Raw genomic sequence first — 14,267 nt, forward strand, 5'->3', positions numbered from 1 at the left:
GCATCAATCCCCTATGGTCTAACGGGAGAATGCTTTACCGCATTCTGGATTCAATGTACGCCCTGAAGCCGCCTATCGCTTGTTTGATTTCTGATTCTGTCGCATTGCTAAACGACAACCTGACCTGAGTGACAGCCTCATTCATCAGCGAAAACAAGGAAGTGGGAAAGACAATAACCTTGAAGTTCCTGGCGCACTCGCACATTTCAAAATATTCAAAGGTGAAAGGCAACTGTACATTGATGAAAAAGCCTCCCGCCGGATGGTTCCAGGTGACACTTCTTCGAGAATCAGCCTTGATCGGGAATTCACGTTCAAGGCATTCAATCATATAGTTTCTTTTTTGCCTGTAAGACAATACTCTTGGTTGATTAAGCTCTTTTAAAGAGTAATTGTTCTCTATCAGCAAGCCTCCGACAACTGCTTGGCACAGGGCAGGTGTATTGACTGTGATCAAGCTTTTGGCTTTACATAATCTGGCGCTAAAGGAAATCACCCCAGCGCTCTCCGGAGCGGCTATATAGCCCATACGTAATCCCGGAAAAATCGACTTTGCAAAAGAGCCAAGAAGGAATACTCGACTACTGTCGATCGACTTCATCAAGGGGATTTTATCTCCCTCGTACCTGAAGTAGCTGTAGGCATTATCCTCCAGAATAAAAAAATTCATTTCATTGGCCAAGGAGAGCATGGCCTTCCTGTCTTCATAGGAAAGGCTGTCAGCAGTAGGGTTACTAAAATCTGAAATCGCGTACAGCGCTTTTACCTTTTCCCCCCTGGACTCAAGATCTTCAACGACCTTACGCAGGGCAGATAGATCGAGGAAGGTGTCCACGGGAATGGGTACAATTTTTATTCTTAATAATTTCGCAATACCCGTTATTCCGGAAAACACAGGGTCAGGTACTAATAAAACACCACTTCCTTCAAAAATTGATAGCAGTGTCAAGGTCGCAGCTTCCTGAAATCCCATACACACGACAATACTTTCAGGGTTGAGAATCTTTATGCCTTCATCCATCTGCAAGTGTTCGGCTATTATCCCATTGATAATCCCGGTGGTTTTTCCATATTGGCAAAGTAGTGTCGCAAGTGAGTGTTTCGTATCAGCGATGTGTCGTGTATAGCTGGCCAGCCCTTTATCAATGAGGGACAGATCGCATTGCTCGTCGTCAGGTCGACCGGAAGCCAGAGAGATTGCCTCTGGATTTTCACTGGAAATGGAATTTAGAAGATGGATAACATTCAGAGTAGGGTCTTCGAATATCGTTTTTTCGAGTACGCTGGGCAATCTCGCTTCTCCATAAAAACGCAACGAGCCGTTGAAGACTCGTTGCTCATGATTAACATCTGTTACGCAGGTTTAAGTACACTTTTTTGATCGACCATATTTTCCATGGCTACAAATGCCTGAAGCAGATCCTCTTTAAGATCCTCAAGGGCCTCTAAACCAAAACATAATCGAACCAAACCCTTTTCAATTCCCATATCCGCTTTTTCCTGCTCAGTCATCGAGGCATGGCTTCCACTAAAGGGTTGCGCAACCATCGACGTGACACAGGCCATTCCCGTACCCGTTCCAAACCATTTGAGGGCGCTGGTGAAGGTTTTGTAAAAGGGGACCAGATCGGGCCGAATATCAACAAACACAATGCCACCATAGCCGGTCAATTGTTTGCCATCGACTCGCGGATAATAAACATGCTCGATAAAGGGCAGTTCCCGCAGATAGTTGAGCATGCTGGAAGTTGTGTGGCTGTGTTTCTCCATGCGCAGGTTAAACGTCTGCATGCTTCTGCGAAGTAGCCATGCACTATTAGGCGTTAATATTGAGCCTGAATAAAAGCGGCCTTCGAGGAGGCGCGTATAAATCATTTCATTGTTGACGAGTACCAGGCCGCCCATGACATCGCTATGCCCGGAGAAATACTTCGTTGCGCTGTACAGAGAAATATCGGCGCCAAAGTTCAGAGGCTTTTGAAATATCGGAGTGGCCCACGTATTGTCAACGACCACCAGGGCGTGTGGGTTGTTTTGCTTAACCGCCTTGCTGACTGCATGAATATCAATATCTTTCAGGAAGGGGTTGGTCGGCGTTTCAAAAATGACCATGTCCACGTCCGACGGCAACTCTTTCAATCCACTTTCCGTGGTGAGATCCAGAATCGTCAGTTTCGCACCGATACGTGCCGCATATCGCTGAAACAGCTTATAAGAACAGCCATAGATATATTTGTTGATCACCAGCGACCCACCGGGTTTCAGCAGCTCCAGAACCATGTAGATGGCACTCATTCCGGTGCTGTAGGCCAAGGCGTATTCGCTTCCTTCCAGTGCAGCGACAACCTGTTCCAGCTCAGTCACATTGGGATTGGCTTTTCTCGAGTAGAAGAACGCCGAGTCAGCGCTAAAAGCGCTGCACTGATAAATAGGCGTCACGGATGGATGGGCTTCCCGGTCATCGACCCTGATATGGAGTATTTCAGTAGACACATTCATGATTTGCTCACCAGTTTGATAACCTGCTCATACATGTTCTGCTTGCCCTCATACCCAATGGTCGGCGTGATGTCGTTTTGCGAAATACCAATCTCTTCAATCGACTCGGTTGGGAAGTGAGCCCTGTCGAATACTTCATGAAGATTTGAGTTCACCCCCTTGGGAAGCCAGACTTCAGGGCCTGATTCATCAATTCGTGCCTTGGCAATAATGAATCGATAGCTTTCATACGGCCGCAATGTCAGTGACTTCCAATCACTGTTGAGCCCGTCGGTATAGTTGCGCCGCAGGTAGACGGTCTGTTCAAAGTCTTCAGTATTCAGCACTTGGGCGTGCAGTGATACGATATCTCCATGCCACTCGAACTTTCGCTTCTCGTAAGAGGTCAATGCAGCCTCTCGCAGTTCAACAGGTGTGTTCGCTTTGTGTTCGCCCAGTAACTTGAAGTGTGCGTCGTGCCCACACCGGGCACAGCAACCGTTGCTATCCAATCCGATTATTTCAGCATTCAAACCGTAGCGGGTAACGAGTAGAGCGTTGCAATTATTGCAGCTGGTATTGGTGCCCTCGACATCATTTACGTTACCCAGATAAACATGCTCAACCCCCATGCTCCGGGCAATGTCCCGAGCTTTCAGGAGTCTATCCACGGGTGTCCTGATGCTATTACTCATTTTATAATCAGGGTGAAACCTTACAAAGTGGAGCGGTACATTCGGGCCCAGTTCATCCAGCACCCACTGGCTAATTTTCCTGGCGGTATCCTCATCGTCACTGATATCGGTAACCATCAAGGTGCTGACTTCAACATATTTACCAGCATCGTATACTTTCTTGATGCCAGCCAGAACGGGCTCTACCCAGCCTGTTGTGACTTTTCGATAGTATTCGGGGGAGATGGATTTTAGCGAAATCGAGAATATGTCAATGACTGGCAATAGTTCATCAATGGCTTCTTCACTGATAAAAAAAGCTGATTTATATAAATTGATTAAGCCCGCTTCCTTTGCCAGCTTTGCCGTGTCGAGGATGAATTCATGCCAGACAACAGGGTCGTTATACGTCCAGGAGATAACGCGTATACCATGCTTCAAGGCAGTTTCTACAACCTGCTCAGGCGTATAGTAGTAAACATCTTTATCTGTTACATACTTGGCCTGAGAGGTCTTCCAGTTGTGGCAGTAGCCGCAGTTAAGCATGCAGCCGATATTGCCTAGGGAAAGGATCCGCTCTCCGGGAGCAAAGTGGAATACCGCCTCGGTTTCGATGGTCTCTTCGGTGCTGTGAACGCCTTTGCCATAATTCAATGTAACTAACCGGCCGCCTCTGTTTCCGCGCACCTTGCAAAAACCTACTTTACCCTCCTGTATGACACAGTTTCGGGGAGAAAGATGACACTTTACAACGCCGTTCGGGAGTATTTCTTCCAACTTTGCAGGCGTGCTTTCCAAGGTCCAGTTTTTATTTTTTGTAGTGTCCATCTCTCACTCCTCATCTCACGGAAGTTGCTGTCAATATCATCGGTTGAAATAGTCGAGGCGAAACAATCCCGCCGCCACAGTGGCAGCAATCTCCTCGTAGTTATTGGTAGGCGGAAGAAGCGCTGGTCAATCCATAATTCTTAAGTGAAAAACGCCTGGCGTTTATATTCATGAATGGCTGTATAAGAGGACCTATGACCAACAAGAATGCAATGGTTCCCACACCGAAGGGCCCGCCTAGAAGCCATCCGGTTGAAAAGATGCCAATTTCAATTATCATTTTGGCTTTGGTGAATGACCACGCCCATTTGGACACCATGGTAAGCACCACAAGGTCCATGATTCTGATACCAATACCGCTCATGATAATCAGTGCAGACGAATAAGCACACAGCACCAGACCCATCACCAACATCGTGTATTCATTTACTCTGACAATCAAATACTCTCCAAGCCCCAGCATTGACCAGAGGTCAATCAATAAGCCTGTAAGCGTGGTTGTAATGAATGGGCTTATCGGAGGATATCTCTTGTTCCAGAGCATCCACCACAGCAGAAAGAATAGAGAAACGATACCCGAACAAACGCCCATTCCGAGCATGAGTATTTTATTTATCGAGATGATCAGGACATCTAAGGGGTCAGTCCCCAGTTGACTGACTATGAAAAACTTAGCCCCTACCGAGAAAAGGGCGACTCCAGCCAAATACATAAAAATCTGATCCATCTTGAAATCACGAAAACTTAGGACTTGCGTTCCAATATAATTCGAAAATGATGGATAGGATTTTTTTTCACACTTTATTTTTTCATCTTCCATACGAACACCATCCTTGGAGGAGAATATTTTATTATGCAGTGCGTAATGCTAAGGATTCAGAGCTATTGATTGCCCGGGTTCTTGTTAGGCTTTACCGGGCTGCAAATAGACTAGCACTCTGCTTTATTTTGGTGCATTATTTTTTAATGAAAACCGGGTGCTTTTCATTAAAATTTATACTTTTTGCTGTGGGAGCTTACATGGATCGTATAGACATCAAAATCTTGGGGAAGGTGCAGGACTTTGGTCGCATTTCCATCACGGAGCTGTCCAAGCACGCAGGTCTTTCTATTCCCGCCACCACTGATCGGTTGCGAAAGCTCGAAGACTCTGGGGTCATCAAGGGATATAGCGCTCAGCTAGATCCAACCAAGCTAGGGTTCGGCATATCTGCTGTCGTCGGCATGACCACCCTCAAGCCTGCGAAATCCAAATTGATAGCGACGCTCAACGACATACCCGAAGTCGTTGAGTGCCTGCACGTCACGGGTAACGACTCCTACCTGATCAGGATCTATGCCAGGTCAATGGCCGATATAGAAAATATCATTGCGAAGATCAACGCGTACGGTGAGACACGTACAAGCATTGTCTTGTCTGTCCCTATCGAGAGAAGAAAGCTTGTCCCTTGAGCCTGCACATAGAACAGTCAACTGTTGGCTATTTTAAAGACAGGTTTTCGGGCATTCGCCGCCGACCTGCTGGCGCGCGGTCTGATCGACATGGGCGAGTACGTCACGATCCTCGGCGGCACCGCGCTGGTCTGCCTGGAGCCTGGCCCGCACGGCCGTTTCCATGACATGCGCACCGGCCGCGACGCCGGCGAGCTGGTAGCGATCTACAGCCGGGCGAAGGCGCACCTACGCAAAATGGAACCCCAACGGCCATACCTCAACTGCATGCGTTGAGATGCATCCACCCATGCCTGCATTGCTGAGCTCAAAATGTCTGTCCCAAGGAAAACTGAAACACCTGTGTATCAGCATTTTCGGGTGTGCGTACCGGGAATGCCACGTTAGCGCTCAATGGCCCCAACGGGCTATACCAAGTAACCCCAACCCCTACCGAACTGGCCATCTGGTCGAGGTCGACCCCGTCGCAACCCTGGGTGGTGCTAAGGTGGCATTTGTTGGAGTAGACGCTGCCAACGTCCCAGAACACCGAAGTGCGCACGGATTTGTTGTCTTTGATGAAGGGCATCGGAAACAGGTATTCAACGCCGCCGGTGATGAGGATGTTACCGCCCAGCGATTCGGTGTCCCGGTCGGAATAGTACGCCTGCCCGGCGCTGGCATAGGTGCCAGTGGCCGGAGTGTTGCGCGGGCCGAGGGTGCCGCTTTTGAAGCCGCGCACCGAACCTTCGCCTCCGGCGGTGTAGTTTTCATAGAACGGCAGGCCGTCTGTCGAGCCGTAGCTGTTGCCGTAGCCGAGCTTGGTATGGAACCGCAGCGAGGTGGCGTCGGTGACCGAGAAGAAGGCTTGCCCGGTGTAGTCGAGCTTGTAGAAATTCAGGTCGCTGCCGGGCACTGTCATCATCAGGTTCAGGTTTTGCGAATGGCCGCGGGTGGCCAGTACGCTGCGGTTCAGGGTCGACTCTGACCAACCGAGGTTAGCCTTGAGGTTGTTGAATTCTTTGCCTTCACGTTCGATGAAGTCATAGATCTCATCGGCGCTGTAGGTGCCTGGTTCGATGCTGTCATGTTGCACCGTCACGCCGAAGCTCAGCCGTGAGGTTTCATTGATCGGGTAGCCGACTGTTGTTCCGGCGCCATAGCTATTGATGGAATAGTACGAATAATCGTCATCGTAATATTTGTTGTAGTCAGTGGCGTTGTAGAACAGGTTGTAGCCTAGACTCACGCCGTCCGGCGTGAAGTAGGGGTCGGTGAAGCCGACGTTGTACTTGCTTTGGTAAGACGAGCGAGTCAGGCCCAGGCTGGCATAGTTGCCGGTGCCGAGAAAGTTGTTTTGGGTGATCGAACCACCGAGGATCAGACCGGAGCTCTGGGAGAAGCCGACGCTGGCGGTGATCGAACCGGACGCCTGCTCTTCAACGCTGTAGTTCACGTCAACCTGGTCATCGACACCCGGTACGGCCGGTGTCTCGACGTTGACTTCCTTGAAGAAACCCAGACGCTCCAGACGCGTCTTGGACTGGTCGATCAGGTAGGTCGAAGCCCAGCCACCTTCTATCTGACGCATCTCACGGCGCAGTACTTTGTCGTCGGTCTTGGTGTTGCCCCGGAAGTTGATGCGGTTGACGTAGGCACGCTTGCCCGGGTCCACGGCGAACGTGATATCGACCGTGTGGTCGTCATCGTGAGGCTGAGGCACGCCGTTGACGTTGGCGAAGGTGTACCCCTCGTTACCCAGGCGACGGGTGATCAGTTCGGAGGTGGTGGTCATCAGCTTGCGCGAGAACACCTGGCCTTTCTGAACCAGCAGCAGGGACTTGACCTGGTCTTCAGGCACTTTCAGGTCGCCGCTGAGTTTCACGTCACGAATGGTGTACTTCTCGCCTTCGTTGACGTTGACGGTGATGTAGACGTGTTTCTTGTCCGGGGTGATGGACACCTGGGTCGAAGCGATATCCATATTGATATAGCCGCGATCCAGGTAATAGGAGCGCAGACGCTCCAGGTCACCGGAGAGTTTTTCACGAGCGTACTTGTCATCGTTCTTGAAGAACGACAGCCAGTTGCTGGTCTTGAGGGTGAATTGATCAGTCAATTGTTCTTCGGTGAAGACGGTATTGCCCACCACGTTGATGTGCTGGATGGCCGCAACGGTGCCTTCGTCTATCTTGATTTTCAGGCTCACACGATTGCGCGGTTGCGCGATCACCTCGGCATCGACCGACGCCGAGTAACGGCCCTGAGCGACGTATTGACGCTGCAGCTCGTTACGCACACCTTCGAGGGTGGCGCGCTGGAAGATCTCGCCTTCGGCCAGACCGGATTGTTTGAGGCCCTTCATCAGGTCTTCAGTGGAGATCGCCTTGTTGCCTTCGATCTCGATACTGGCGACCGAGGGGCGCTCGACCACCGTGATGACCAGGACATCACCCTCGTGCCCCAGTTGGATATCTTGAAAGAAACCGGTCTTGAACAGCGCACGGGTGGACTCCACCAAGCGGCGCTCATCCGCGTCATCACCGACGTTCAACGGCAAGGCACCGAACACACTCCCTGCGGAAACCCGCTGAAGGCCGTTGATGCGAATATCGGAAATTTTGAAGCCTTGGGCGTGCGCAAGTGTGGCGTTGAGCAGTAGTGCAGCCGAGCAGAGCAGGCGCGAAAAATTCATCAAGATCTTATCCAGAACACATCGACAAGCAGCGTAGGCGGGCGCGGATATCTCACAGCAAGACGAGTTACCGCGGAGCGAGCAGGCTGGTGGAGGTGAAGCATAAAAGCTCGGTGCGTTTGGTGCGGTTAACCAAGTGTCAAGTTAGGTAAAGGTTGACCGGGGGCGATGACGCTGTGCCGTGCAAGGGCGATAATGCGCGGGCCCCCACTCAAGAGCTCGCCAATGATCTCCGTATTGCTCGTCGACGATGACCAGGAACTGACAGGAATGCTCAGCCAATACCTGGAGCGTGAAGGCTTCGAGGCGACTGCCGTGCATACGGGCGAGGAGGGCGAGATTCAAGCGCTGTCCGGGCGCTACAGCATTGTGGTGCTGGACGTGATGTTGCCGCGGTTGTCGGGTATCGAGGTGCTCAGGCGCATTCGGGCTGCAAGCCAGGTGCCGGTAGTGTTGCTCACCGCCCGAGGCGACAACATAGACAAGATCACCGGCCTGGAACTGGGCGCCGATGACTATGTACCCAAGCCCAGCTCGCCGGGGGAGCTGGTGGCGCGTTTGCGGGCAATCATGCGTCGGGTGCAGCCGGTGGATCAGCCCACCACCGAAGTGATCAAGACCGGCCCGCTGGTCTTGTGGCCCGGTAAGCGCCAGGCCCTCTGGCAGGGGCGCGACCCGGGGTTGACCAGTACCGAGTTCAGCTTGCTCGAAGAGCTGGGCCGTTGTGCCGGGCAGGTGGTGAGCAAACAGGATCTGTCGCTCAATGCCTTGGGGTGTCCGTTGACCCGCTACGACCGGCGCATCGACGTGCACATCAGCAGCATTCGCCAGAAGCTGGGCCCGCGCCCCGACACCAAGGCCTGGATTCAGAGCGTGCGTGGCCTCGGTTACTTGTTGATCGCCGAATGACCAAGCCCAGCCGGCTGTTCTGGAAGCTGTTCCTGGCGTTTTGGCTGGCCACCAGCCTGACGTTTCTGGTCGGGTTGGGCCTTCTGGTGCTGGGCAGTTCCAGACCCGGAGATCCTCATCTGGAAACGATCCTTGCCAGCGAAGAACAGCTGCTGCGACAGTTTGGTGTCGAGTCTGGTCGTCAGCTACTGACCGTGTGGGGTCATCCCGATGACCAGGCCATTGGCGTGTATGACAGTGCCGGCCAACTGCTGGCGGGGGGGCTGGTTCCGCAACCAGCCTTTGAGCTGTCAATCATCAGCAAGGAGGGTGTTGCGCTGTCACTCAGGTCTACACATTCCCCTGGTAAAAAAGGTGACAAAGGACCGAGTCACTGGACTCCGTTGATCATTGGCACGGTGATGAGTGCGCTGTTCAGCGGGTATCTGGCGTACTACCTGGCATGGCCGTTGGCCTATCTTCGGCGGGCAATGAGCGACGTGGCTCAGGGGCGCTTCGAAACACGGGTCAAGCCGATGATGGGCGGGCGTCGCGATGAAATCGTCGATCTGGCCGAGGACTGCGACCGAATGGCCAATCAGCTGAAACTGCTGGTGGAGGCTCAGCAACATCTGTTGCACGACATCTCTCACGAACTACGTTCACCATTGACGCGCATGCAAGCGGCCATCGGGCTGTTGCAGCAAGATCCGGCACGTCTGGAAATGGTGGAGCGCATCGATCGCGAGTCGGTGCGCATGGATACGTTGATCGAGGCGCTGTTGACCCTGGCGCGCATGCAGGGTCGGCCCGAGAGTATCGAGCGCGAGCCAATCGATATCGTCGAGTTGCTGTCGGTGATCGTCGAGGACGCTCAATTCGAGGCGCAAATGAAAGGTTGCCGGGTGAGCCTGCAGGCGTGTCCGGCCTTTGTCAGTCGTGTCAGCGGTGAACTGCTGTATCGGTGTTTCGAGAACGTCATTCGAAACGCGGTACGCTATACCAAGCCGAACACGGCTGTTGTTGTAGTGGCTGTGGTCAATCTCGACGCAGACTACCTGACGGTGCAGATTACCGATCGGGGGCCGGGTGTTGAAAACGAGCGACTGCAGGACATTTTCCACCCGTTCGAGCGCGGCTTGAATGAGGCCAGTGCCGGTTTCGGGCTGGGCCTGGCGATCGCTTCAAGGGCTGTGGAAATACACGGCGGCACGATCATGGCGTGCAACGAGCCATCCGGTGGGTTGATGGTGGAAATCAGCTTGCCCCATCGGGCGTGATCTTTACACGATATTACATTGGCTTGACGGCTCTGTACGCCCCGCCTCAGTAGACTTCCCGCTCAAACTTACTCAGCGTTTACTGATGTTTTAGAGTGGAGGTGGTCATGTTTCTGGTTCATAAAAAGGGTTTCGTTCCCGGCAAGAAAATGGTCGACGGGCTTGTGCCCTATGACTTCTTTTGCGAAGACAATCCGGCCATCAATCTGTTTGTATTCACTGGCTCCACCGCCCAAGGCAAAGCGGTCGAGGAACAGACACTCTGGGGCTTCACCCGTTTGGAGCGCTTTGAGGCACTGACTGGCACCCTCGTGTCGAACAAGAAGAATGAAGGCTGGTTTCAAACGGTCAATGTACTCACTGGCCCTGCCCAGAACGGTACTCAGAGTGTGAAGTTTCAGCGGGTGCTGAAAATCATCAAGCATTGCGGTGCATCGGGCCGTGTCGCCAGCAAGGTCGACTACGAGATCCAGACAGATGAAGGCGACACCTACTTCACCCGCCGCCTTGCTACATCCGACAGCGCGCAAACCATCATCTATGCGGCGGATCAATAACGGTAATCTCGACGACGCTCAGGCTTCGGCGAGCTGAAACCGATAGCCTACCCCATACAACGATTCGATCGGATGCTCTCCCGGGCAGGCCTGTTCGAGCTTGCGTCGCAGATTACGGATATGGCTGTCGACCGTGCGGTCGGTGACCACCCGGTGATCAGAATAGATCCTGTCGAGCAACTGATCCCGGGAAAACACACGTCCCGGAGAGCGGGCGAGGGTGCTGAGCAGGCGCAGTTCCAAGGGTGTCAGGTCCAGTGCGATGCCGTCGAGGGACGCCAGGTAATGCTCTTCGTCAATTTGCAGGCGCACAGTTGCAGACAACAGAAAATGCGGGCTGCGCCGCAGGATCGCTTTGACCCTGGCCACCACTTCGCGGGGGCTGAAGGGTTTGCAGATATAGTCGTCGGCGCCCAGATCCAGCCCGAGCAGGCGATCCACTTCCTCGACGCGTGCGGTGATCATAATGATAGGCACGGCGCTGAAACTGCGCAGTTCCTTGCACACTTGCAGGCCATCACACCCAGGTAGCATCAGGTCGAGAAGGATCAGTCGCGGCTCACTGGTCCGTACTGCCGGCACCACCGCCAGCCCGTTGTCCAGGCACTGGGTCGCATAGCCAGCGGCAATCAAATAGTCGCGCATCAACGCGGCCAGTTTGGGTTCGTCTTCGACGATGAGAATCGGGCTGTCGTTGACCATTGTTCAGGTGTTCCGTGGCAGGCGCAGGGTCAGCCAAAGGCCACCCAAAGGAGAGTGATCGGCACTGAGGATGCCGCCATGGGCCAGGGCGATGCTGTGACAAATAGCGAGCCCCAGACCGGCGCCGCCACTGGCGCGATTGCGTGAGGTTTCGCCGCGGTAAAAACGCTCGAACAGCCGCGGCAACTGATCCGCGTCGACCCCGGGGCCGGAATCAAGGAAATCGATGCGTACGACGTCGCCATCGCTGGCTGCGCGAATGCGTAGCTCGCCGCCTTCATCGGTATAGCGCACGGCGTTTTCCAGCAGATTGCCGAACAGCTGCTGCAAGCGCTTGGGGTCGGCCTCCAACCGCAGCGGCGAGGTCGGTAGCTCCAGCTCCAGGCGCAAATGCCGGGCATTGCAGCGTTCCTGGAACATCGCCACACAACTGTCCAGCAGCTCGTTGAGATCGCATTCGCTCTTGCGGTAAGTCAGTGCGCCCACATCGGCCAGGGACAGTTCGTACAGGTCATCCACCAGTTTGCTGAGCATGCCGACTTCGCCTTGCAGCGATTTCATCGAGGATTGATCGAGGGTGCGCACACCGTCCTCGATCGCCTCCAGCTCACCGCGCAACACCGACAGCGGGGTGCGCAGTTCATGGGAAACATCGGCCATGAACTCCCGGCGCATTTTTTCGTTACGTTCGAGCGTATACGCGAGCTGATTGAAGTCGCGAGCCAGTTGACCGACTTCGTCATTGGAAGACACCGCCACCCGGTTGCTGTATTCCCCGGCGGCCAGCCGGTGCGTGGCGGCGGCCACTCGCTTGACCGGGTCAAGCAAGGTGCGGGCGATCCACCAGGCGATCAGCATCGCCAGCAGCAACGAGAGCACGCCCACGGCCAGGCTGGTGCGCAACAGGTACAGGCGAAAGCGTTCGCCGCCGGCTTCGGTCACGTTCTGGAACGGCGTCACCGCCAGCCAGCCGACGGTTTTACCGGCGACCTCGATCGGACGCATCAGGGCGTCGTCGGCAATCGCCGAGTAGCCCATGACCAGCTGCTTTTGTTGGTCCAGCAGGGCTAGGCGAAACACCGCGCCAGTCAGATCGGAAGTGGGCAGGGTCGGCCGCTGTTGGTTGGAAAGATCCTCGCCCGGCTCCGGACGCATGAGGTCGAACCAGCGATCCGGCTGGTCGCGCAGAAATTCCCAACTGCCTTCGCGCTCATAGGCGCCGGCCAGGCGTGGCAGCACCGGGGTCATGCGCAACAGAGCCTGCTCGTTGAGGTAGTCGAGAAAGCCTTTGCCAAAGCTCCAGCCGTTGGCCAGCCCCATGCTCAGGATGACAAACAGCACGCTGGCCAGTACCGCAATAAACAGCTTGGTGGAGATACTCAGTTTCATGGGCTCGGGCAGGTCGGTGAATGGCCCGCCCATTTAGGCCCTGGCGCGACGAAGATTCAAGGGCGGCGGGCAATCTTCAATTTTCCTGCACATTTGCCTCGCAGTATGGCGCCAGGCTTCAGCCATCCCGTCTTGCAGAGGCATTTATGTCGACCAAACTTTTCGCCAAATCCCTGGTGACCGCCGCGGTTCTTCTTTCCTTGATCGTGCTGCTCGTATTGAGCGGATGCTCTCCCGGTGAATCCGCGCCGGTTATCGAACCGCCCAAGGTTTCAGTGATAACTGTGCAGCCCAAAAGCCAGGCGTTGACCACCGAACTGGCCGGGCGCACTCAAGCGTTCATGGTCGCCGAGATCCGCCCGCAGGTCGGCGGTATCGTCCAGCAGCGGCTGTTTGTCGAAGGTGCCGAGGTCAAGGCCGGGCAGGCGCTGTATCAGCTGGACGCGTCCTCTTACAAGGCCTCGTTGGCTGAAGCACAGGCGAGCTTGGCCAAGGCTCGCGCCACGTTGAAATCGGCCCAGGCCACGGCCAGGCGTGATGCACAGTTGGCGAAGATCGATGCCATCAGCCAGCAGGACAACGAGGATGCCCAGGCCAGTCTGCTGACCGCGGAGGCCGAGCTGCAAGTGGCGCAGGCCGGGGTGGATACCGCGCGCATCAACCTGGCGTATACCCGCATCAGTTCGCCCGTCAGCGGGCGCATCGAAACCTCGACGGTTACTCCCGGGGCGCTGGTGGTGGCCAATCAGGACAGTGCGCTGACCACGGTGCAGCAGTTGGACCCGATCTACGTTGATGTCACCCAATCGACCACCGAGCTGTTGCGCCTCAAGCGCGACCTGGCCAGCGGCGTGCTGCAAAGCAACGGCGAGGGCGAGGCGCGGATCAGCCTCAAGCTTGATGACGGCAGCACTTACGCCCATGAAGGTCGCTTGAAGTTCAGCGGGGTCAGTGTCAATGAGGGCACTGGCACGGTGACCTTGCGGGCAGAAATCGCCAATCCTGACCGGCTATTGTTGCCGGGTATGTACGTGCGGGCAGTGCTGGAGCAGGCTCGTGATGATCAGGCGATTTTGATTCCGCAACAGGCGGTGAACCGCAGCGCCAGTGGCGTGACCTCGGTATTGCTGGTGGTCAACGGTAAGGTCGAGCAGCGCGTGCTGACCATCGACCGAGCCGTGGGCAATGAGTGGTGGGTCACGGCTGGTCTGAAGGCGGGTGACCAGGTGATTGTCGAGGGCGGGCAGAAAGCCCGGGTCGGTGAATCAGTTGTGGCACAGAGCCCCGGTACTCGCAGCCGCACATTGAAATCGGCACCTGTTGCCATTGCGCAGGAGGGCTGAGC

At 54.7% G+C, this 14,267-nt stretch carries 13 protein-coding genes; 6 read left to right on the top strand and 7 right to left on the bottom strand.

The features are described from left to right. Positions 1 to 34 precede the first annotated feature (34 nt). The 4 genes from AC1RO5_RS00750 to AC1RO5_RS00765 form a co-directional block, all read right to left on the bottom strand. Positions 35 to 1,291, bottom strand: a complete 1,257-nt coding sequence (locus tag AC1RO5_RS00750; RefSeq protein ID WP_493171865.1) for an aminotransferase-like domain-containing protein — start codon at positions 1,289 to 1,291, stop codon at positions 35 to 37. A gap of 62 nt (positions 1,292 to 1,353) precedes the next feature. Beyond that, entirely contained in the window at positions 1,354 to 2,499 is a 1,146-nt protein-coding gene (locus tag AC1RO5_RS00755) for a trans-sulfuration enzyme family protein (protein ID WP_493171867.1), read from the bottom strand. Then, complete coding sequence (gene amrS / locus AC1RO5_RS00760; protein WP_493171869.1) at positions 2,496 to 3,980, bottom strand: AmmeMemoRadiSam system radical SAM enzyme; 1,485 nt, start codon at positions 3,978 to 3,980, stop codon at positions 2,496 to 2,498. The genes AC1RO5_RS00755 and amrS overlap by 4 nt, the downstream gene beginning before the upstream one ends. A 100-nt stretch (positions 3,981 to 4,080) precedes the next feature. Next, positions 4,081 to 4,800: a YczE/YyaS/YitT family protein gene (locus tag AC1RO5_RS00765; protein WP_493171871.1), complete on the bottom strand. Its 720-nt coding sequence runs from the start codon at positions 4,798 to 4,800 to the stop codon at positions 4,081 to 4,083. 200 nt (positions 4,801 to 5,000) lie between these two features. On the opposite strand from AC1RO5_RS00765, the gene AC1RO5_RS00770 reads away from it, so the two are divergent. Together AC1RO5_RS00770 and AC1RO5_RS00775 are read left to right on the top strand one after the other, a co-directional pair. Further along, positions 5,001 to 5,432, top strand: coding sequence for an Lrp/AsnC family transcriptional regulator (locus AC1RO5_RS00770; RefSeq protein WP_019578517.1), 432 nt, complete (start codon positions 5,001 to 5,003; stop codon positions 5,430 to 5,432). 24 nt (positions 5,433 to 5,456) lie between these two features. Beyond that, positions 5,457 to 5,708 (top strand): hypothetical protein, encoded by a 252-nt coding sequence (locus AC1RO5_RS00775; RefSeq protein WP_493171873.1) that lies wholly within the window; start codon positions 5,457 to 5,459, stop codon positions 5,706 to 5,708. Between the two features lie 31 nt (positions 5,709 to 5,739). On the opposite strand, the gene bamA is transcribed toward AC1RO5_RS00775, so the two are convergent. After that, the gene (gene bamA / locus AC1RO5_RS00780; RefSeq protein ID WP_493171875.1) at positions 5,740 to 8,106 is read right to left on the bottom strand and encodes an outer membrane protein assembly factor BamA; all 2,367 of its coding nucleotides are present in this window, start codon (positions 8,104 to 8,106) and stop codon (positions 5,740 to 5,742) included. Positions 8,107 to 8,331: 225 nt separating this feature from the next. On the opposite strand from bamA, the gene AC1RO5_RS00785 reads away from it, so the two are divergent. The 3 genes from AC1RO5_RS00785 to AC1RO5_RS00795 all read left to right on the top strand — a co-directional run bounded on the left by AC1RO5_RS00785 (position 8,332) and on the right by AC1RO5_RS00795 (position 10,831). After that, complete coding sequence (locus AC1RO5_RS00785) at positions 8,332 to 9,015, top strand: response regulator (protein WP_493171877.1); 684 nt, start codon at positions 8,332 to 8,334, stop codon at positions 9,013 to 9,015. Next, positions 9,012 to 10,274 (top strand): ATP-binding protein, encoded by a 1,263-nt coding sequence (locus AC1RO5_RS00790; RefSeq protein WP_493171879.1) that lies wholly within the window; start codon positions 9,012 to 9,014, stop codon positions 10,272 to 10,274. Before AC1RO5_RS00785 ends, AC1RO5_RS00790 begins: the two co-directional genes overlap by 4 nt. A 107-nt stretch (positions 10,275 to 10,381) precedes the next feature. Next, on the top strand, positions 10,382 to 10,831 hold the full coding sequence (locus AC1RO5_RS00795; RefSeq protein WP_007896291.1) for a hypothetical protein: 450 nt from the start codon (positions 10,382 to 10,384) through the stop codon (positions 10,829 to 10,831). Positions 10,832 to 10,849: 18 nt separating this feature from the next. Here AC1RO5_RS00795 and AC1RO5_RS00800 read toward each other — a convergent pair whose 3' ends face one another. Further along, positions 10,850 to 11,533 carry a response regulator gene (locus AC1RO5_RS00800; protein WP_493171881.1) on the bottom strand — a complete coding sequence of 228 codons (684 nt, stop codon included), beginning with the start codon at positions 11,531 to 11,533 and terminating at the stop codon, positions 10,850 to 10,852. 3 nt (positions 11,534 to 11,536) lie between these two features. After that, positions 11,537 to 12,955 (bottom strand): sensor histidine kinase efflux regulator BaeS, encoded by a 1,419-nt coding sequence (gene baeS, locus AC1RO5_RS00805; protein ID WP_493171883.1) that lies wholly within the window; start codon positions 12,953 to 12,955, stop codon positions 11,537 to 11,539. A gap of 113 nt (positions 12,956 to 13,068) precedes the next feature. Between baeS and AC1RO5_RS00810 the strand changes: the two genes are divergently transcribed. Continuing rightward, positions 13,069 to 14,265, top strand: a complete 1,197-nt coding sequence (locus AC1RO5_RS00810; protein ID WP_493171885.1) for an efflux RND transporter periplasmic adaptor subunit — start codon at positions 13,069 to 13,071, stop codon at positions 14,263 to 14,265. The last annotated feature ends 2 nt before the right edge of the window (positions 14,266 to 14,267 follow it).

The sequence above is a fragment of the Pseudomonas sp. GW822-FHT02G04 genome (assembly GCF_058802085.1).